This is a genomic window from Kitasatospora sp. NPDC015121 (assembly GCF_055562955.1).
Map to the genome: position 1 here is coordinate 26954 of NZ_JBVHEH010000031.1, position 20287 is coordinate 47240.

The 20287-nt window shown below is 72.0% G+C and carries 13 protein-coding genes; 8 read left to right on the forward strand and 5 right to left on the reverse strand.

The features are described from left to right. Window positions 1-62: 62 nt before the first annotated feature. Genes ACZ3J7_RS33830 through ACZ3J7_RS33840 form a run of 3 tightly spaced genes read left to right on the forward strand, consistent with a single transcriptional unit; the run spans window position 63 to window position 8178 of the window. On the forward strand, window positions 63-7241 hold the full coding sequence (locus ACZ3J7_RS33830; RefSeq protein ID WP_465627220.1) for a polymorphic toxin-type HINT domain-containing protein: 7179 nt from the start codon (window positions 63-65) through the stop codon (window positions 7239-7241). Continuing rightward, window positions 7241-7696 carry a hypothetical protein gene (locus ACZ3J7_RS33835; RefSeq protein ID WP_465627221.1) on the forward strand — a complete coding sequence of 152 codons (456 nt, stop codon included), beginning with the start codon at window positions 7241-7243 and terminating at the stop codon, window positions 7694-7696. Before ACZ3J7_RS33830 ends, ACZ3J7_RS33835 begins: the two co-directional genes overlap by 1 nt. Beyond that, window positions 7693-8178, forward strand: a complete 486-nt coding sequence (locus ACZ3J7_RS33840; RefSeq protein ID WP_465627222.1) for a hypothetical protein — start codon at window positions 7693-7695, stop codon at window positions 8176-8178. The genes ACZ3J7_RS33835 and ACZ3J7_RS33840 overlap by 4 nt, the downstream gene beginning before the upstream one ends. Before the next feature lie 153 nt (window positions 8179-8331). On the opposite strand, the gene ACZ3J7_RS33845 is transcribed toward ACZ3J7_RS33840, so the two are convergent. From ACZ3J7_RS33845 to ACZ3J7_RS33855, 3 genes are all read right to left on the reverse strand, one after another. Beyond that, window positions 8332-10035, reverse strand: a complete 1704-nt coding sequence (locus ACZ3J7_RS33845) for a phospho-sugar mutase (RefSeq protein ID WP_465627223.1) — start codon at window positions 10033-10035, stop codon at window positions 8332-8334. A gap of 178 nt (window positions 10036-10213) precedes the next feature. Beyond that, window positions 10214-11044: a purine-nucleoside phosphorylase gene (locus tag ACZ3J7_RS33850; protein WP_465627224.1), complete on the reverse strand. Its 831-nt coding sequence runs from the start codon at window positions 11042-11044 to the stop codon at window positions 10214-10216. A 135-nt stretch (window positions 11045-11179) separates the two neighbouring features. Next, window positions 11180-11617, reverse strand: a complete 438-nt coding sequence (locus ACZ3J7_RS33855; RefSeq protein ID WP_014136114.1) for a gamma-glutamylcyclotransferase family protein — start codon at window positions 11615-11617, stop codon at window positions 11180-11182. Between the two features lie 134 nt (window positions 11618-11751). Here ACZ3J7_RS33855 and ACZ3J7_RS33860 point away from each other — a divergent pair, with 134 nt between their 5' ends. The 4 genes from ACZ3J7_RS33860 (at window position 11752) to ACZ3J7_RS33875 (ending at window position 16463) form a co-directional block, all read left to right on the forward strand. Next, window positions 11752-12306: a hypothetical protein gene (locus ACZ3J7_RS33860; RefSeq protein WP_465627225.1), complete on the forward strand. Its 555-nt coding sequence runs from the start codon at window positions 11752-11754 to the stop codon at window positions 12304-12306. A 55-nt stretch (window positions 12307-12361) separates the two neighbouring features. After that, complete coding sequence (locus tag ACZ3J7_RS33865; protein WP_465627226.1) at window positions 12362-13816, forward strand: NAD(P)H-quinone dehydrogenase; 1455 nt, start codon at window positions 12362-12364, stop codon at window positions 13814-13816. A gap of 226 nt (window positions 13817-14042) precedes the next feature. Continuing rightward, the gene (locus ACZ3J7_RS33870; RefSeq protein ID WP_465627255.1) at window positions 14043-14942 is read left to right on the forward strand and encodes a DeoR/GlpR family DNA-binding transcription regulator; all 900 of its coding nucleotides are present in this window, start codon (window positions 14043-14045) and stop codon (window positions 14940-14942) included. 168 nt (window positions 14943-15110) lie between these two features. Next, a complete protein-coding gene (locus ACZ3J7_RS33875) occupies window positions 15111-16463 on the forward strand; it encodes a condensation domain-containing protein (protein WP_465627227.1) in 1353 nt (450 codons plus the stop codon). A gap of 56 nt (window positions 16464-16519) precedes the next feature. Here the strand turns inward: ACZ3J7_RS33875 and ACZ3J7_RS33880 are convergent, their stop codons facing one another. After that, entirely contained in the window at window positions 16520-18298 is a 1779-nt protein-coding gene (locus tag ACZ3J7_RS33880) for an acetyl/propionyl/methylcrotonyl-CoA carboxylase subunit alpha (RefSeq protein WP_465627228.1), read from the reverse strand. A gap of 216 nt (window positions 18299-18514) precedes the next feature. Continuing rightward, a complete protein-coding gene (locus tag ACZ3J7_RS33885) occupies window positions 18515-19270 on the reverse strand; it encodes a hypothetical protein (RefSeq protein WP_465627229.1) in 756 nt (251 codons plus the stop codon). A 247-nt stretch (window positions 19271-19517) separates the two neighbouring features. Between ACZ3J7_RS33885 and ACZ3J7_RS33890 the strand changes: the two genes are divergently transcribed. Next, window positions 19518-20282 carry an alpha/beta hydrolase family protein gene (locus tag ACZ3J7_RS33890; protein ID WP_465627230.1) on the forward strand — a complete coding sequence of 255 codons (765 nt, stop codon included), beginning with the start codon at window positions 19518-19520 and terminating at the stop codon, window positions 20280-20282. Window positions 20283-20287 lie beyond the last annotated feature (5 nt).

Genomic DNA, 20287 nt, shown 5'->3' on the forward strand with positions numbered 1-20287 from the left:
AACGCACCCCGCGCCGGTACCGGCTGAGAGGCCGGTCCCGGGCGTTGGGGATGCTGACGCTCATGGCGGTGACGGGGTCACTGCTCGGCGCGCCACCGGCGTTCGCCGAGAAGGCGCCGAAGGTGTGGGTCCCGCCGACCACGCCGCTGCAGGACGTGAAATCGGTGTCCGGGCGCTCCGACGGCGTCACCGGAGCGGCCGTCACCGGCGGGGTGCCGCGGGAGTGGAAGCACTCCGCCGCGGCCCCGGCGAAGCCCGGCAGCGCGACCGTCCGGGTCACCGACGTGTCGGCGGACCAGGAGGCGGCGCGCCGGCTGAACGGCGGTGCCGCTCCGGCGGCCGGCGGCAAGGCCAGGGTCAGGGCCGGCGACCTGCCGGTGTTCCTGACCGACCTGGGCACCGCGCGGGACGAGGCCGCGGGCACGCCCTCGGTCAAGGTCGACCTGATGGACGAGGGCAAGGCCAAGGCGGCCGGCTCGACCGGCCCGGTGGTCCGGCTGGAGGGGGCCGGCGGCGCCGCCGGGGGCGGCCACGCGTTCCAGGTCGCGCTCGACGTCAAGGCGCTCACCGGCGACGCGATGTGGTCCGACCGGGCCCGGCTGGTGCTGCTGCCCGAGTGCGCGCTCACCACGCCCGACAAACCGGAGTGCCGCACCAGCACCCCGGTGCCGTCCACCGTCGACCCGCTGTCGGGCCTGCTGACCGCCGACGTGCGGCTGCCCGAGGCGCCCGCCGCGTCCACGGGCACCGCGACGCAGGCCGGGTCCGTCCAGCGGGCCGGGCTCGTCCAGCAGACCGGGCTCGTCCAGCAGGCCGCCACCGCGTCCTCGGGCGCCATGGTGCTGTCCGCGCAGGCGAGTTCGTCCGGCTCTTCCGGCTCCTTCGCGGCGACGCCGATCGCGCCGTCGGCGGCCTGGAGCGCGGGTTCCGGCTCCGGCAACTTCACCTACTCGTACACCTTCGACATGCCGACCGCGGTCGGCGGGGCCGCCCCCAGCGTGGTGCTGGGCTACGACTCCTCGGCGGTGGACGGCCGCACCGCGGCCACCAACTCGCAGTCGGGCTGGATCGGCGACGGCTGGGACTACTCGGCCGGCTCGATCTCCCGCTCGTACAAGGCCTGCATCAAGTCCGGCATCGACATGTCGGGCGACGAGTGCTGGGCCGGGCAGGCGCTCCAGCTCAACCTGGCCGGCCACGCCGGCACGGTGGTCAGGGACGACACCACGGGGGCGCTGCGCCTGCAGGGCGACGACGGCACCCTGATCACCCCGCTGACCGGCCTGAACAACGGGGCCTGGAACGGCGAGGGCTTCAAGGTCACCACCACCGACGGCACCCAGTACTACTTCGGCGCCAACCACCTGCCCGGCGGCGACGGGACGGACCCGGCCAGCAACTCGGTCAACACCGTGCCGGTCTACCACCCGCACGCCGGCGACCCGTGCTACAACTCCTCGACCGGCCTGGCCTCCTGGTGCCAGATGGGCTGGCAGTGGAACCTCGACTACATCGTCGACCTGCACGGCAACCTGATCAAGTACCAGTACGCCAAGGAGTCCAACTCCTACGCGCGCGGCGGCGGCCAGAACAACGGCACCGGCACCCGCACCGCGTACGACCGGTACTCCAACGTCTCCTCGATCCAGTACGGCCTGCGGCTGGCCGACCAGATCGCCTCGAAGGGCGCGGGCAACCCCGCCTCGAAGATCGACTTCACCACGGCCGAGCGCTGCTTCGCCTCCGGCTCGATCACCTGCAGCGACGCCCAGCGCGTGGTGGCCAACCAGTCCTCGTGGCCGGACACCCCGCTCGACCAGGCCTGCACCGCGTCCGGCGCCTGCACCACCTACGGCCCGACGTTCTGGACCTCCAAGCGGCTGACCAAGGTCGAGACCACCGTGTACACCGGCGGCGCCGCCCGGGTGGTCGACTCCTGGGTGCTCAACCAGGTGTTCTCCGACCCCGGTGACGGCACCTCGCCCACCCTGTGGCTGAGCTCGATCCAGCGCACCGGCAAGAACGGCCAGGCCGACCTCACGCTGCCCGCCGTGGCCTTCACGGCCATGCAGATGGCCAACCGGGTCGACGGCCTCGTCCCGTCGGTGTCGCAGTTCAACCGCCCCCGGATGAAGGAGATCACCACCGAGACCGGCGGCCGGATCACCGTCACCTACAAGCCGGTCGAGTGCTCGCGGCTCAACAACACCATGCCGGCCTCCGAGGCCGGGAACACCATGGCCTGCATGCCGGTGAAGTGGGTCCCGCCGGGCTCGACGGCCGGCAGCAAGCCGATCGACGACTGGTTCCACAAGTACCTGGTCTCCTCGATCACCGAGTCCTCGCTGGTCACCAGCGCCACCGTGGCCAAGGAGACCCAGTACTCCTACGGCGGCGGCGCGGCCTGGCACCGCAACGACTCCGAGTTCGCGGACGACGACACCCGCACCTACGACAACTTCCGCGGCTACCAGAGCGTCACCACCACCTCGGGCTCCGGCTCGGACGGTCCCCGCACCAAGTCGGTCACCACCTACCTGCGCGGCATGGGCGGGCAGGTCGCCGACAGCTGGGGCTCCACCATCACCGACGCCGAGGAACTGGCCGGCTTCGTCCGCGAGACCCAGAACTACGAGTCGGACGCGGCGGGCGCCAAGGTCGTCGGCGGCGAGCTCACCACCCCGTGGCTCTCCAGGATCACCGCGACCCACACCCAGACCGGCAACCTGCCCAAGGTCACCGCCCGGTACGTCAACACGGCCGACGTGAAGACCCGTTCGCTGCTCTCCAACGGGCAGTGGCGCACCACCGAGCGCACCGCCACCTACGACGAGGACCACGCCGGACGCGTCCTGACCACGGACGTCCTCGGCGACCTCTCGACCAACGGCTCGCAGCGCCAGTGCACCGCCGTCACCTACGCCTCCGGCAGCAACCCGGCGCTGGTCGAGCTCCCCTCCCGGGTGCTCACCCTGGCCGGGGCCTGCGGGCAGACGCCCACCCAGGCCAACACCATCTCGGACGCCCTGACCCTCTACGACGGCCAGGCGCTCGGCGTCATCGGCGACAAGGCCGACCAGACCGAGAACCGGGTCCTGGAGTCCTACGGGACGGGCAACACCCCGAACTACAAGGTGATGTCCAAGGCCCAGTTCGACGCCTACGGCCGCCAGGTCTCCACCACCGACCCCAACCGCACCGACACCGCCCACCCCAACGGCGCGACCACCAGCACGGCGTACACCCCCGCCACCGGTGAACTGCCCACCAAGGTGGAGGTCACCAACCCGCTCGGCTGGAAGTCCACCACGCTCGTCGACCCGGCCCGCGGCCTGCCCACCAAGGCGACCGACGAGAACGGCCGCACCACGCTGGAGACCTACGACGCGCTGGGCCGCCTCACCGCGGTCTGGCTGCCCGGCCGCGACCCCAACGACACCGACGGAAACGACACCCCCAACCGGAAGTTCACCTACGCGCTGAACGGCTCGGCCTCCCCGTCGGTCGTCACCAGCCAGAGCATCCGCGAGGACGGCACCTACGCCAAGAGCCTGCAGATCTACGACGGCCTCGGCCGCGTCCGCCAGTCCCAGGCCATCCCGGTCCAGGGCCAGGTCGGCCGACTGATCTCCGAGGCGTTCTACGACTCGCACGGCTGGCAGATCAAGTCCACCCCGTCCTACTACAACGCCGATTCCGGCCCGATCGCCACCGTGTTCCTGCCGCAGGACTCCCAGGTCCCGAAGCAGACCTGGAACGAGTACGACGGCCTCGGCCGCGTCACCGCCGGCAAGTTCGTCTCCTACGGCCAGGAACAGTGGCGCACCACGGTCGCCTACCTCGGCGCCGACCGGACGGACAGCATTCCGCCCGCCGGCGGCTACGCCACCACGAAGATCACCGATGCCACCGGTGCCGTCGTGGAGGTCCGGCAGTACAAGTCCGGGACCCCGACCGGGGCCTACGACACGACCACCTACGGGTACGACGTCGAGGGCAGGCCGACCTGGGTCCAGGACAGCAGCACCCCGGCCCACCGGTGGACGTACAGCTACGACCTGCTCGGCCAGCAGACCGGCTCGACCGACCCGGACACCGGCACCTCGGCCGTGGTCTACGACAAGGCCGGTCACGCCGCCACCACCACCGATGCCCGAGGTAAGTCCACCAGTGCCACGTACGACCTGCTGGGCCGGCAGACCGCCTCGTACGACGGAACCAGCACCACCGACGCGAGCAAGAAGCTCGCCGAGTGGACGTACGACTCCGTGACCCTGGGCAAGCTCACCAGGACGACCACCTACGCCGACACCCCGAACGGCTCCGGCAAGGTGGCATACGTCAGCGGGGTCACCGGCTACGACCTCGGCTACCGACCGACCGGGACGTCGATGACGATCCCGTCCGTCACCGGTGAGGAGAAGCTGGCCGGGACCTACACCTGGTCGACCAGTTACACCTCGGTCCTCGGACTGCCGGAAGACCTCGCGCTGCCCGCGGTGGGTGGTCTGGCGGCCGAGACCGTCGGCAGCTCCTACGACGTCGACGGCAACTTCAAGACCTCCAGCGGCCTGGGTTACTACGTCCAGGACATGAAGTACGACGCCCTCGGCCGTCCCACCCGCACCACGGTGGGCCCCTCCGGGAAGCAGGTCGTCTCCACCCAGGACTACGACCCGGCCACCGGCCGGATCGTCCAGTCCACCCTGGACAAGCAGACCGCGACCACCACCCACGTCGACCTCACGAACTACACCTACGACAAGGTGGGTTCGATGACCTCGGCGAGGACCGTCCAGGACGGCACCGCCACCGACCTGCAGTGCTTCACCTACGACTACCTCGGCCGACTCGGCTCGGCCTGGACCGACAAGGGAACCACCACCACCGCCCCCGCACCCTCCGTGCAGGGCATCGGCGGTTGCACCAACACCACCGAGCCCACCGCGCTCACCGCGTCCGCCCGGATCGGCGGCCCGGCCCCGTACTGGCACACCTACTCCTACGACCTGACCGGCAACCGCACCAAGCTGGTCCAGCACGACACCACCGGCGCGGTCGTCAACGACAAGCAGACCACCCAGACCTTCGCCACCGGCCCCAACACCCCCACCACCGACCCGACCACGGGCGGCGGCACCGGCGGACCGCATGCGCTGCTCACCTCGACGACCAGCGCGAACGGCACCAGCAAGGTCACCACGTCGACCTACGACGCGACCGGCAACACCACGTCCATCACCGACGAGGCCGGCACCAAGACGCTGACCTGGAACAACCAGGGCAAGCTCGCCAAGGTCCACGACAGCGGGCAGGTCACCCAGGACACCAGCTACGTCTACGACGCAGGTGGCGGCCAGCTGATCCGCCGGGTGGGGAGCAAGACCACCATCAACCTGGGCACGGACGAGGTCACCCTCGACACCGCTACCGGCAAGCTCACCGCCACCCGCTACTACGCGGCCCCCGGTGGGCTGACCATCACCCGCACTGCCACCGATAGTGGTACGACGGTCAACTACCAGGCGTCGGACCCGCACGGTACCGCCGGCGTCCAACTGGACGCCGCCAACCTCAATGTCGCTCGACGCCCCACCGATCCCTTCGGCAACGCCCGTGGCACCCAGCCCGCGGCCGGGGTCTGGGCCGGCGACAAGGGTTTCGTCGGCGGCACCATCGAAGGCACCGGCTTCACCAACCTCGGCGCCCGGCAGTACGACCCGAAGACAGGCCGCTTCCTGTCCGTCGACCCGCTGTTCGACGAATCCGACCCGCAGTCGTGGAACGGCTACGCCTACGCGAACAACAACCCGATCGACAGCTCCGACCCGGACGGCACCTGCCGGGTCCTGGATAACGGCCTCTGCCAGGGCGTCCCGTTCGTCTACGTCAACCACAACAGCGGCGACGACGGAAACGGGGCCAACACCAGTTCCTCCACCAGCGGGGCAGGCAAGGCCGCGCACGACGCCTCCCAGGAGGCCCTGCGACAGAAGCAGGCCGCCGACGAGGCGCTCGCCAAGGCCAAGCAGGCGCGCGAGGAACTGATCAGCAAAATCGTCGACGTGGTCGGCGACCTGATCGGCTTCAACGACGCCCGCGACTGCTTCACCAAGGGCGACGTGATGGGCTGCATCAACACCGCCCTGAACTTCGTCCCCTGGACCAAGGTCTTCAAGGCCGTCAAGATCGGCATCAAGGCGTTCAAGCTCTGGCGCGAAGGTGAGAAGGCGTACTCCGCCATCCGCAGCGCCGAACGCGTGGCCAAGGAGGCCCAGGAAGCGTTCAGCGTCGCCCGCAAGACGGAGAAGGAGGTCGCGGAGGCAGAGCAGCAAGCGGCCAAGGCAGCCGAAGCCGATGCCGCCAAGGCGGCCGAAGCCGATGCCGCCAAGGCGGCCGAAGCCGATGCGGCCAAGGCGGACAACGCCGGTGCCGCGCACGAGGATCCCGAACCTTCGAGTGGCAGCAGGACACCGTCTTGCCCCACCAAGGCGAAGAACAGCTTCCCCGCAGGGACCCTCGTTCAGCTCGCGGACGGCACCACCAAGCCGATTGAACAGATCGGACCGGGGGAACTGGTCCTGGCAACGGATCCGCAGACCGGCGAGACCCGTTCCGAGCCTGTCACCGCGACGATCATCGGAGCCTATGACACGGAGTTCACTCAGCTGACCTTCGTCCCGGAAGGCCGGTCGGAGGAGTCCCGGAGCGTCGTTTCCACCGCGCACCACCCCTACTGGGACGACAGCGCCCGGCGATGGGTGGACGCGCTCGACGTGGAGACCGGCCACCGGCTCCGAAGCGTCGACGGAAACACCGTTGTCGTTACCGCCGTCCAAACCTACGACACGCCGGCCAGTACCGCCTTCAACCTCTCGGTCTCCGACTTCCACACCTACTACGTCATCGCCGGTGACGTGCCGGTCCTGGTGCACAATGCCAATCACGGTAAGAACAAGAGGCCTTCCCAGTACGGCGAAGACGACGAGGATTATGTGTACAGAGAGGACATGATGAATGGCGACAACCGCCACCACAACAAGGGCGGGCACTACGCGATGAAAAAGGGGGGAGCTCGGAACGATGCGGACATGAGGCGAGTGCACGAAAACATGAAGGGTGAGGTCGACGGCAACGGCAACCTCACGAAGAAGGAGATCACCCAACTCACCGAGGACATACTGGGGCGAAAGTCCAATTTCGTCGGCGATTCGAGCGGTTCCGGAGAGAGCGGCTGCTAGTGAAAATCCTGGAGAGTTGTGACGCCGGAGAGCTGAGGAAGACGGTTTCCTTCCTCATCGGGCGGCGCGTTGTCGGGGTAGAGCATCCGCAGTCCGGCGTGTTGCGAGTGCGCTTCGAAGCCGACGGCAGTAGCCGTGGCTGTCTTCTGGTCGTCTACAGCAGCGCGTGGCGCATCGACGGAGAAGAATCGCCCCTCGCCGCCTCCCAGGACTCCCCGGATTTCCTGGAGGAATCGGTGGGAGTGTTGGAAGGGCGGAGAGTGGAAGGCGTGGAGATCCTTTCGCCGAGCCTTGACACCACTTTCGAGTTCGAGGATGTCCGGCTGAGGATTTTCCCCGTCTTCACGGTGACGGACAAGCAGAATGCTCTTCACTGGAGGTTGGTGCTTCCCGGCGGGGACGACTGTTGCGTCGGCCCCGGGGCGGCCTGGTCCATTCGAGAGAGGATCCGGTGAGTAAAAGCTACGAACAAATCCATGGCCGGATCGAACCGCTCCTCGGGAAGCCTGCCTGGTCGGTGCACCTGACGGTGGGCAGCAATCTTTTCCTGAACTTCGGTGAGCCCTGCACGCCCTATGGAGACGACATGGTCTTCGGCGAGTGGTGCCTGTGGGTGTCGATGGCGGTCTGGCGAATTGAGGGTGAGGGGCGGGTGATCGTCGGTTCAGAGGATCCGCGCCCCGTGATCGCTCGCGCAGTCGAGGTTCTGGAGGGTCGAGACATGACCTCGGTGAGTATCTTCCATCCAGCCCTTGAAGCCGTCTTCGATTTCGACGGCATCAGGCTCCACGTGTTTCCCGTCGACTCTCGGGAGGATGTCGAAAATTCCCCGAGGAACTGGATTCTCTGGATGCCGGGGGACGAGATCCTGACCGTCGGGCCGGGGCCGAAATGGACTATCAGTAAAACGACGGAGCCCCCTCGTCCTGGTCCGTAGTCCCGTCGATCCGATTCGACATGGAATGCATGTCATGAGGTCAAGCGGCCCGCCGGCAGAGCCGGCGGGCCGCTTTTCTGGAGGAGTGAGGGCCGCGCAGGTGTCGGACGACGGGATCCGAGGGGAAACTTGTTCGGCGCCCGTGTCGTGTCGTCAGGCCAGCCCTGCGGCCATGGCGAGGTCGCGCTTGAGGGTGTCCAGCAGGTGCTGGGCGGCGGCGCGGGTGGCCGGGAGGTCGGCGGGGGTGGGGACGGGGAGGACGGCTTCGAGGTAGCACTTGAGCTTGGGTTCGGTGCCGGAGGGGCGGACGACCACGCGGGCGGAGGTGACGGTCGGGCCGGTGAGGAAGTAGCGGAGGCCGTCGGTCGGGGGGAGGTCGGGGGTGCCGGTGGTGAGGTCGTCGGCGCGGGTGACGGTGAGGCCGGCCAGCTCGACGGGGGGCTTGTCGCGGAGGGTGGCCATCGCGTCGGTGATGACGGAGAGGTCGTCGACGCGGACCGAGAGCTGGTCGGTGGCGTGCAGGCCGTGCGCGAGGGCGAGGTCGTCGAGGAGGTCGGTGAGGGTGCGGCCGTCGCGCTTGAGGCCGGCGGCGAGTTCGGCGATCTGGAGGGCGGCGGTGATGCCGTCCTTGTCGCGGACGCCCTCGGGGTCCACGCAGTAGCCGAGGGCCTCCTCGTAGCCGTAGCGGATGCCCTCGGCGCGGGCGATCCACTTGAAGCCGGTGAGTGTTTCGGCGTAGCCGAGGCCGGCGGCGGCGGCGATCTTGCCGAGCAGGGTGGAGGAGACGATGGTGGTGGCGAAGACGCCGTCGGTGCCGGTGGCGGCGACGGCGGCGCCGAGGAGGGCGCCGACCTCGTCGCCGCGGAGCATCCGCCAGCCGCCGTCGGCGGCGGGGTCGGGGACGGCGACGGCGCAGCGGTCGGCGTCCGGGTCGTTGGCGATGACCAGGTCGGGGCGGGCTTCGCGGGCGGTGGCGAAGGCGAGGTCCATCGCGCCGGGCTCCTCCGGGTTGGGGAACGCGACGGTGGGGAAGTCCGGGTCCGGCTCGGCCTGTTCGGCGACCACGGTCGGGGCGGGGAAGCCGGCGGCGGCGAACGCGGCGAGCAGGACGTCGCGGCCGACGCCGTGCAGCGGGGTGTAGACGGTGGTGAGTTCGCGGGCGCCGGCCGGGTCGAGGACGGCGGCGGCGCGGGCCAGGTAGGCGGTGAGGACGTCGTCGCCGAGGACCTCCCAGCCGGACTCGGCGCGCGGGATGGCGGCGAGCGGGCCGAGCGCGTCGATCTCGGCGGCGATGTCGGCGTCCGCGGGCGGGACGATCTGCGAGCCGTCGCCCAGGTAGACCTTGTAGCCGTTGTCCTGCGGCGGGTTGTGGCTGGCGGTGACGACCACGCCGGCCGCCGCGCCGAGCTGCCGGATCGCGAAGGCGAGGACGGGCGTGGGCAGCGCGCGGGGCAGCAGCGCGGCGCGCAGGCCGGCGCCGACCACCACGGCGGCGGTGTCGAGCGCGAAGTCGTACGACTTGTGCCGGGCGTCGTAGCCGATCACCACCAGGTCGCCGAGCTCGGGGTGCCTGCGCACGTACCCGGCCAGGCCGGCGGCGGCCCGGATCACCACGGCGCGGTTCATCCGCATCGGCCCGGCGCCCAGCTCGCCGCGCAGCCCGGCGGTGCCGAACTGGAGGCGTCCGGCGAAGCGTTCGGCCAGCCGGGACCAGGCGATCCGCTCCCCGGCCTCGGCCTCCGGGCCCTCGGCGGCGGCCAGCAGGGCGGTCAGCTCGGCGCGGGTCTGCGGGTCGGGGTCCTCGGCCAGCCAGTCGCGGGCCCGGTCGAGGAGGTCGGTGGTGGGTTCCTTCGGCATGCGGCCCGCTCCTTGGGGATGGGAGGACGAGAGGGGAGTGCGGAGGGGAGGAGGGGGAGGACGGCCGAACGCCGCCGCGCACGGGTCCCGTGCGCGGCGGCGCCGCTTCTCCTCGTCACGTCCCCGATTCTCCGTCAGGGGTGCTTCCCGGGAGGGGAGTCCACCCCGGGGAAGGGGGTCAGATCCGTTCCAGGACCTTCGCCAGCAGGGCGCCCATCCGTTCGGCGGAGGCCTTGCCGGCCTCCAGCACCTCGGCGTGGTTGAGGGGTTCGCCGGTGATGCCCGCGGCCAGGTTGGTGACCAGCGAGATGCCGAGCACCTCGGCGCCGGCCTCGCGGGCGGCGATGGCCTCCAGGGTGGTGGACATGCCGACGAGTTCGCCGCCGATCGCCCGGGCCATGTTGACCTCGGCCGGGGTCTCGTAGTGCGGGCCGCGGAACTGCACGTAGACGGCCTCGTCCAGGGACGGGTCGATCTCGCGGCAGAGGGTGCGCAGCCGCTTGGAGTACAGGTCGGTGAGGTCGACGAAGTTGGCGCCGACGATCGGGGAGTCCGCGGTCAGGTTGATGTGGTCGCTGATCAGCACCGGCTGGCCGGGGACCCAGCCCTCGCGCAGGCCGCCGCAGCCGTTGGTGAGCACGATCGTCCGGCAGCCGGCCGCGGCGGCGGTGCGCACGCCGTGCACCACGGTGGCCACGCCGTGGCCCTCGTAGTAGTGGTTGCGGCCGAGGAAGACCAGCGCCCGGCGCCCGCCCTCGCCGGGGATCCGCACCGAGCGGATGGTGCCGGCGTGGCCGGCCACCGCGGGGGCGGGGAAGCCGGGCAGGTCGGTGACCGGGAATTCCGCCAGGGTCTCGCCGAGCGCGTCGGCGGCCGGCACCCAGCCGGAGCCCATCACCAGGGCGACGTCGTGGCGCTCGGCACCGGTGAGTTCGCGCAGCCGGTCGGCGGCGGCCCGGGCGGCGGCGTAGGGGTCGGCGGGGGCGACCGTCTGAGGAGATGCGTTCACACGGTCGAGGATAGGTGAAATCTGCCTACGCGCGTAGACAGCACGCCCAGGCCATGCCGGATCGTTACCCGGATTGCGTGGAACGACAGCATTCGTCCCCCGGGCGGCGGTCCGCTCCGGGGGAACGCACGAGGGTCAGCAGGGCCGGCGGCGCAGGTCCAGCACGTAGTCGTCGGGGGCGCCGGCGCTCTCCGCGGCGTCCGCGATCAGGCCCAGGTAGCGGGCGGCGGGCAGGCCGCCCTCGTAGTCGTTCAGCACGTACGTCCAGACCGCGACCTCGCCGTCCAGGGTCTGCGCGCGCAGCTTGACCTTGCGGTAGATGCCGAGCTGGACGCCCTCCCAGCGGTCGAGGCCCTCCTCGTCCATCGGGGCCACGTCGTACAGCGAGACGAAGACCTGCTCCTTCTCGTCCTCGACCACGGTGGCCAGCGAGCCCTCCCAGCCGAGCTGCTCGCCGCCGAAGGTCAGCCGCCAGCCGGGCAGCCAGCCGGTGCCGCGCAGCGGGGAGTGCGGGGCGCGCCGGGACATCTGCCGGGCGTCGAGGTTGGTGGCGTAGGCGGCGTAGAGCGACATGGCGCCAGCCTACGGGAGCCGGACGGCCCGCCGGGCCGTCCGTCCGGAGCGGGCCTACGGTGGAGGGAGGTCTCACCCCGCGGGCGGACCCGCCCCGCTCGGGGGCGGGGTGCGCGCCGGACGGGAGTGTCCTGATGCGACGGCTACCGGTGGCGGTGGGTGTCCCGGCCGCGGCGGCGGTGCTGCTGGCGGCCATGGCCGGCTGCGGCTCCGGCGGAGGTGACGGCTCCGGCGCCAGTCCGCCGGGCGCGGTGACCGTCACCGCGACGCCCACCCCGACCGTCACCGTCACCCCGACCCCGACCCCGACCGTCACCGTCACGCCCCGGACGGTCACCGCCACGCCCGCCCCCACCGTCACGGTCACCACCGCGAAGGGCGGCGACCCGACGCTGACCAGCGCGATCGCCGTGGTGCAGCAGTACTACGAGGACATCAGCAACCACGACTACGCGGCGGCCTGGGCGCTCGGCGGCAGGTACGTCGGCGGCGGCGACTACGCCGGCTGGGTGCGGGGCTACGCCACCACCGCGAGCATCACCCTCGGCACCACCAGCACCTTCGGTTCGAACCAGGTCCGGGCGGTGATCTACGCCGTCCAGACCGACGGCAGCACCAAGACGTACGAGGGCACCTACACGGTCTCGAACGGGCTGCTGGTCGGGGCCTCGATCCGGCAGACCGGGTAGGGGAGGGGAGGACAACGACGGCCCCGGCGTGGAAACGGTTCCGGGGTGCGGGACAATGGGGCACGTGACTCGGATCGTGATCATCGGTGGCGGACCAGGCGGATACGAGGCGGCCCTCGTGGCCGCCCAGCTCGGCGCGGAGGTGACCGTCGTCGACCGCGACGGTCTGGGCGGATCGGCGGTGCTGACGGACTGCGTGCCGTCCAAGACGCTGATCGCCACCGCCGAGGTGATGACCAGTTTCGACAGCTCCTACGAGGAGCTGGGCATCCTGGTCGCCGACGGCACGCCGGACCCGGCCGACCCGGCCCGGGTGGTCGGCGTCGACCTCGGCAAGGTCAACCGGCGCGTGAAGCGGCTGGCGATCGCCCAGTCGCACGACATCACCCAGGCCGTCACCCGGGCGGGCGTCACCGTGCTGCGCGGTCGGGGCCGGCTGGGCCCCGGCGGCCAGGCGATCGACGGCTCCCGCGAGGTGCTGGTCGAGCTGACCGACGGCTCCACCGAGTCGGTGCGCGCCGACGCGGTGCTGATCGCCACCGGCGTGCGCCCGCGCGAGCTGCCGGACGCCCAGCCGGACGGCGAGCGGATCCTGGCCTGGACGCAGGTGTACGACCTGGAGGAGCTGCCGCGCGAGCTGATCGTGGTCGGCTCCGGCGTCACCGGCGCCGAGTTCGCCGGCGCCTACCAGGCGCTCGGCTCGAACGTCACGCTGGTCTCCTCGCGCGACCGGGTGCTCCCGGGCGAGGACCCGGACGCCGCCGAGGTGCTGGAGGACGTGTTCCGCCGCCGCGGCATGAACGTGATGAGCCGCTCGCGGGCCGAGAGCGCCAAGCGGATCGGCGACCGGGTGGAGGTCACGCTGGCCGACGGCAAGGTGATCACCGGCACCCACTGCCTGATGGCGGTCGGCTCGATCCCGAACACCGCCGACCTCGGCCTGGAGGAGGCCGGCGTCGCGGTCAACGACTGGGGCCAGATCAAGGTCGACCGGGTCTCCCGCACCTCCGCCCCCGGCGTGTACGCGGCCGGCGACTGCACCGGCGTCTTCATGCTGGCCTCGGTGGCCGCCATGCAGGGCCGGATCGCGATGTACCACGCGCTCGGCGACGCGGTGCAGCCGCTGAACCTGAAGACCGTGGCGTCCAACGTGTTCACCGACCCGGAGATCGCCACCGTCGGCTACACCCACGCCGACGTGACCTGCGGGAAGATGGACGCCGTCGAGGTCAAGCTCCCGCTGCGCGGCAACCCGCGGGCCAAGATGCAGGGCATCCGGGACGGCTTCGTGAAGCTGTTCGCCCGCCCCGGCACCGGCATCGTGGTCGGCGGCGTGGTGGTCGCCCCGCGCGCCTCCGAGCTGATCCACTCCATCTCGCTGGCCGTCGACAACAACCTGACGGTGGAGCAGGTCGCCAGTGCCTTCACGGTCTACCCGTCGCTGTCCGGCTCGACCGCCGAGGCCGCCCGCCAGCTGCACATCCGCAAGCGCGAGGGCGCCGGGTCGTAATCCGCCCCGCCGGGCGGCGCGCGCCCCGGGGCGCGCGGGACGTACGGGAACGAGCCGGGCGCGCACCGCCCGGCCCGCCCGGCCGAGGGGGCGCGCATTGTACGGTCGCGCGCCGCTCCGAGGTGAGCAAATCCCGTTACCAGGTGCAAACGCCTGAAAGCAGACGGTCACTCGGGTTACCGTCGGTCCTGTGTTTGCAGCAGAACGTCGCCAGTTGATCCTAGAGATGGTGCGCGCCAACGGAGCCGTGTCGCTCCGTGAGCTGGCCCGCGTCGTCCAGACCTCCGAAGTCACCGTCCGCCGGGACGTCCGGGCGCTGGAGTCCGAAGGGCTGCTCGACCGCCGCCACGGCGGCGCGGTGCTGCCCGGCGGGTTCAGCCGGGATCCGGGCTACCCGCAGAAGACCCACCTCGCCACCGCCGAGAAGAGCGCCATCGCCGACCTCGCCGCGGACCTGGTCGAGGAGGGCGACGCCATCGTGGTCGGCGCCGGCACCACCACCCAGGAGCTGGCCCGCCGGCTGGCCCGGGTGCCGGGGCTGACGGTGGTCACCAACTCGCTGCTGGTCGCCCAGGCGCTGGCGCACGCCAACCGGGTCGAGGTGGTGATGACCGGCGGCACCCTGCGCGGCTCCAACTACGCCCTGGTGGGCAGCGGCGCCGAGCAGTCGCTGGCCGGGCTGCGGGTCACCAAGGCGTTCATCTCCGGCAGCGGCCTGACCGCCGAACGCGGCCTGTCCACCGCCAACATGCTCTCCGCCTCGGTCGACCGTGCGCTGGTGCAGGCCGCCAACGAGGTGATCGTGCTGGCCGACCACACCAAGCTCGGCGCGGACAGCATGTTCCAGACCGTCGCCACCGAGGCGATCACCCGGCTGGTCACCGACGAGCGCACCCTGCTGGACGACCTGACCTCCCGGGAGCAGCACGCGCTCGCCGACTGCGGGGTGCAGATCTCGGTGGCCTCGCTCGGCCTGGCCCCCGACGCCGGGCACCAGCAGGCCGCCCGCCGGCCCGTCCCGCCGCCGTCCGGCCCGACCCCCGGCGGCCCGCTGCCCGGCCAGCGCCGCCCCGCCCCGCACGGCGCCCTGCCGCCCCCGGCCCGGCTCGCCGAACGCATCCGCTGAGCGCGACCGCCGGGCGCGGCCGTCGGGTACGGCCGCCGGGCGCGGCCGCCGAGTACGGCCGTCGGGTGCGGCCGCCGCGCGCGCCGGGAGGCGCCCGCTGACCGGTTCCGGCCCGCCCGCCGCCGACCCCTGGCCGCCCCGCCCACCCCGCTTGTAGCGTCTGGCCCCATGGACGCAGCGAGCGAAACACTCGACCGCACAACCGAATTGACGGTACGTGAGGCGCGCGGCGGCCGCGGCCCCGCGACCTGGGGACAGCGCGCCATCCACACCGCCCTGGTCCGGCTCGGCACCGAGGCGCCCCGCTACAACCTGCGGCTGGCCGCCCCCGTCGACCCCGGCATGGCGCCGGAGGCGGTGCTCCGCGCCTACACCGAACTGCTGCACCTGCACGACGCGCTGCGCACCCGGCTGCTCGAACAGGACGGCGACCTGGTGCAGGTCGCCGACCCCGAGGGCGTCCTGCCGGTGGCGCTGCTGCACCGCGACACCCCCGAGCAGGCCGCCGAGGCCGCCGGGGAGCTGGTCGCCGCCTACGCCGCCGCACCCTTCGAACTGGCCCGCGAGTGGCCGATCCGGCTGGCCCTGGTGCTGGTCGACGGCCTGGTCCGGCAGGCGGTCATCGTGCTCTCGCACACCGCCGCCGACGGCTGGGGGATGCGCCGGATGGTCCGCGACCTGATGCTGCTGGCGGCCGGCCGCACCGCCCGGGACCTGCGCGCCGAACGGGAGTTCGCCCAGCCGCTGGACGAGGCCGCCGAGCAGGCCGGGCCGCGCGGCCGCCGCCGGGACGCCGCCGCCCGCCGGCACTGGCGGGACAAGCTGACCGTCGGCCCGCGCGTCCTGCTGCCCCGCCCGGACGGCGAACCCGACCCGGAGCGGACCTTCCCGTACGCGGTGCTGCGCTCCCCGGCGCTGGCCGCCGCGCTCCCGGCGGTCGCCGCCCGGCTGCGCAGCAGCGACTCCACCGTGCTGCTGGCCGCCGCCGCCACCGGGCTGGCCCGGCTCGGCGGGCAGCGCGGCTTCCTGTGCCAGGTGGTGGTCGGCAACCGGTTCACCGAGCGGGCCGCCGAGGCCGTCACCACGCTCGCCCAGGAGGGCCTGTTCCACCTCCCGGAGGTCTCCGACGACTTCGCCGAGACCGTCCGCCGCGCCCACGGCCCGGCGCTCAGCGCCTACCGCCACTCCGCTTACGACAAGCCGCGGTTGGACGCCGACCTGGCCGAACTGCGGGCGTCGGGCGTCGAGTTGGCCGACCACTCGGTGTTCTGGAACGACACCCGGGACCCGCTGGCCGCGCTGATGGCCGACGGATCGGACCAGGGGGCTTCGGTGGAACGGGAGTTGAGCTTCCCGGACGAGTTCCCGGCCCGCCCCGGGGTGTCCGTCGCGCTGGACGTGGTGGTGGTGCCCGGCGCGGTCGAGCTGCGGATGGTGGCGGACGGCGCGCTGCTCACCCGGGAGCGGATGGCCGGGTTCCTGAACGGCGTCGAGGAACTGGTGCTGGGCGCCGCCGAATAGCCCGGAGGGCGGCGGGGGTCCGTGGACCCCCGCCGCCCTCACGGTGCCGGTGGCGCTCAGACGTCCTTGATCTCGCAGAGCGCGGCGCCGCTGGAGACCGAGGCGCCGACCTCGGCCTTCAGACCGACCACGGTGCCGGCCTTGTGGGCGTTCAGCGGCTGCTCCATCTTCATCGCCTCCAGGACGACGATCAGCTCGCCCTCGGCGACGACCTGGCCCTCCTCGACGGCGACCTTGACGATGGTGCCCTGCATCGGCGAGGCCAGGGTGTCGCCGGAGACCGCGGAGGCGGCCTTCTTCGCGCCCACCCGGCGCTTGGCCTTCGCGCCCGCGCCCGCGCCGGCCGCCGGGGCCGAGGCGACGCCCAGCGAGGACGGCAGCGAGACCTCGATCCGCTTGCCGCCGACCTCGACGACCACGGTCTCGCGGCCCTCGGGCTCCTCGCCCTCGGCGCCGGCGCCGACGAACGCCGGGATGGTGTTGTCGAACTCGGTCTCGATCCAGCGGGTGAAGACCTTGAACGGCTCGGCGGAGCCGGTCAGTTCGGGGGCGAAGGCGGGGTCGGTGACCACGGCCTGGTGGAACGGGATGGCGGTGGCCATGCCCTCGACCTTGAACTCCTCCAGGGCGCGCTTGGCGCGCTGCAGGGCCTGCTTGCGGTCGGTGCCGGTGACGATCAGCTTGGCCAGCAGCGAGTCCCAGGCCGGGCCGATGACCGAGCCGGACTCGACGCCCGCGTCCAGCCGGACGCCCGGGCCGGACGGCGGGGCGAACAGCGTGACGGTGCCGGGGGCCGGGAGGAAGTTGCGGCCCGGGTCCTCGCCGTTGATCCGGAACTCGAAGGAGTGGCCGCGGACCTCGGGGTCGTCGTAGCCGAGCTCCTCGCCGTCGGCGATCCGGAACATCTCGCGGACCAGGTCCAGGCCGGTGACCTCCTCGGAGACCGGGTGCTCGACCTGGAGGCGGGTGTTGACCTCCAGGAAGGAGATCAGGCCGTCCTGGGAGACCAGGAACTCGCAGGTGCCGGCGCCGACGTAGCCCGCCTCGCGCAGGATCGCCTTGGAGGCGCGGTACAGCTCGGCGTTCTGCTCGGGGGTGAGGAACGGCGCGGGCGCCTCCTCGACCAGCTTCTGGTGCCGGCGCTGCAGCGAGCAGTCGCGGGTGGAGACGACCACCACGTTGCCGTGCTGGTCGGCCAGGCACTGGGTCTCCACGTGCCGGGGCTTGTCGAGGTACTGCTCGACGAAGCACTCGCCGCGGCCGAACGCGGCGACCGCCTCGCGGACCGCCGACTCGTACAGCTCGGGGATCTCCTCCAGCGTGCGGGCGACCTTCAGGCCGCGGCCGCCGCCGCCGAACGCCGCCTTGATGGCGACCGGCAGGCCGTGCTCGGCGGCGAACGCGACGACCTCGTCGGCGCCGGAGACCGGCTCGGGCGTGCCGGCCACCAGCGGGGCACCGGCCCGCTGGGCGACGTGCCGGGCGGTGACCTTGTCGCCGAGGTCGCGGATGGCCTGCGGCGGCGGGCCGATCCAGGTCAGCCCGGCGTCGAGCACGGCCTGGGCGAACTCGGCGTTCTCGGAGAGGAAGCCGTAACCGGGGTGGACCGCGTCCGCGCCGGAGTCGGCGGCGGCCTTGAGCACCTTGGCGATGTCCAGGTAGCTGGTGGCGGGGGTGTCGCCGCCCAGCGCGTACGCCTCGTCGGCCGCCCGGACGTGCAGCGCGTCCCGGTCAGGCTCCGCGTACACCGCGACACTGGCGATACCCGCATCCCGGCAGGCCCGGGCGACGCGGACGGCGATTTCTCCGCGGTTGGCGATGAGCACCTTGCGCACTGTGGCTCCCTTCTCGAACCTCGTCGAGTCTATGGATTGAAGGGCGCTACCGGCGAGTAGTCCCTGGTGGTGAGCGTGCTCACACGCTCGTTTGCCGGACTCCGGTGCGAGCGGCGGCCGTTGACGGCGCGCCGCAGGCAGCGGGCCCGAGGCGGTCACGGTCGGGGCGGCGGCGGGTCCGTCCCGGGTCAGGTGGCCTTGGCCACATCGGGCGGATCAGCCGGCCGCCACCGGCTGCGGACGGGCGGTTGCCTCGGCCGTCACGTCGGCCTCGAACTCGACCACGTCCGGCCCGTAGGCCCGGGCGTTCACCACCCGCAGCACCACCGCGAACGCCCCGTCCCGGCCGTGCCGGCGGGCCAGCTCCCGGTGGTGCGCGAGCAGGTAGCGGGCCGCGGCGTGGTTGGAGACCGCGGTCTGCCCGGCTATCAGGAACACCGGCCGGCCGCCCTCGCGCAGGTGCACCCGGGCCAGCAGCGCGTGCGCCCGCTGGCCGGGCTCCTCCCGGGCGGTCAGGAACCGGAACTCCCGCGGGCCGACCACCAGGGTGTGCACCGGGTGCCCGACCTCCTCCGGCGGGGAGACGAACGCGACGCCGGGCAGCCAGGACTCCAGGTGCGCCGCCGTCCGCTTGTTGCCGGCCGGGCCGCCCACGCAGAACTCGCTCTTGTCGCCCAGCCCCTGCCGGACCTCGTCGTGCCCGGTCAGCGTGGCCCGCGCCCCGCACTCGCGCACCAGCGCGGCCAGCTCCATCAACGCGTACACGTCGTCGCGGGCCACGCTCTTCGCGTCCGTCGCCGACGCCTGGCGGTTGACCACCAGCAGCGCCTCGCCGCCGGCGGGCAGCCCGAAGAACCCGCGCACCCGCTCCAACCTGCGCCGCCGGCGCAGCGACTGGGCCAGCCAGCCGAGCCCGGCGCTGATCGCCGAAGCGACGATTCCCAGGACGACGTTGAGCACTCCATCGGTCATCTGCGGCTCCTCGTCGCCCCTTTCCGGTCCGGTTCGTCAGCCTAACGGCGGCCCGGTGGGTGCAGGAGTGGAAATCTGCAACAGATGTACGGGCCGGGTTCTGTCCGTTTCCGCATCCCGGTAACGGAGCCGACCGTTCCGCCCGGCCGCCGGTCATAACGGAATGGTTCAGACCATTGACCGGATTCGGGGCGCTCCCTAGCGTCGCAGCCACCACGCACCATTCGCACGATTCACGGGGGAAAACGTGAAGCGTTCCACACCGTCCGTCGCGCTGGCCGCCGCCGCGCTGCTGCTCACCGCCTGCTCCGGCGGAAGCGGCGGCGGGGGAGAGGACGGCGGCGCGCGCGCCGCCGCGAGCCCGAGCGCCGACACCTACGGCTGCGTCACCCGGCAGCAGGCCGCCAAGGGCTCCTTCACGCTCGACGCGGGCACCGCCGCCGGGAACTACCTGGACGCCTACTACCGGGACTCCGACGCCGGGGGGGCCAAGGTCGGGGTGGTCTTTTCGCACCAGGCCGACAGCTCGCTCTGCGAGTGGGCGCCCGCCTTCGACCGGTTCACCGAGGCCGGCTACGCGGTTCTCGCGGTCACCTGCTCGGGCGACGTCACCGAGGCCATCAAGGCCGCCGAACGCCACTACCAGGGCAAGGGCGTCGGCGCGGTCGTGCTGGTCGGCGCCTCCAAGGGCGCCGCCGCCTCGCTGGTCGCCGCCAGGCTCACCAACCCGCTGCCGGTGAAGGCCGTGGTCGCGCTCAGCTCGCCCACCTCGTACCCGCTGTTCAACGCCGAGATGGCGGTCACCGTGGTGAGGACCCCGACCTACTTCGCCGCCGAGCAGCTCGACACCCCGTTCGCCGCCAACGCCCAGGCCCTCTACGACGCCTCCGTCGCCGAGGACAAGCAGCTCAAGATCTACCCGGGCAGCAACCACGGCGGCCCGCTGCTCCAGGACGGCGCGCTGCCCGACGTGCTCGCCTACCTGGCCAAGCACGCCCCCGCGACCGGCTGACCGGG

Bases quoted from the DNA above. Each gene is read 5' to 3' on its own strand.
- ACZ3J7_RS33830 (WP_465627220.1), top strand. From the start codon at position 63: ATGGCGGTGACGGGGTCACTGCTCGGCGCGCCACCGGCGTTCGCCGAG.
- ACZ3J7_RS33845 (WP_465627223.1), bottom strand. From the start codon at position 10,035: ATGCCGAAGGAACCCACCACCGACCTCCTCGACCGGGCCCGCGACTGG.
- ACZ3J7_RS33855 (WP_014136114.1), bottom strand. From the start codon at position 11,617: ATGTCGCTCTACGCCGCCTACGCCACCAACCTCGACGCCCGGCAGATG.
- ACZ3J7_RS33860 (WP_465627225.1), top strand. From the start codon at position 11,752: ATGCGACGGCTACCGGTGGCGGTGGGTGTCCCGGCCGCGGCGGCGGTG.
- ACZ3J7_RS33865 (WP_465627226.1), top strand. From the start codon at position 12,362: ATGGGGCACGTGACTCGGATCGTGATCATCGGTGGCGGACCAGGCGGA.
- ACZ3J7_RS33870 (WP_465627255.1), top strand. From the start codon at position 14,043: ATGGTGCGCGCCAACGGAGCCGTGTCGCTCCGTGAGCTGGCCCGCGTC.
- ACZ3J7_RS33875 (WP_465627227.1), top strand. From the start codon at position 15,111: ATGGACGCAGCGAGCGAAACACTCGACCGCACAACCGAATTGACGGTA.
- ACZ3J7_RS33885 (WP_465627229.1), bottom strand. From the start codon at position 19,270: ATGACCGATGGAGTGCTCAACGTCGTCCTGGGAATCGTCGCTTCGGCG.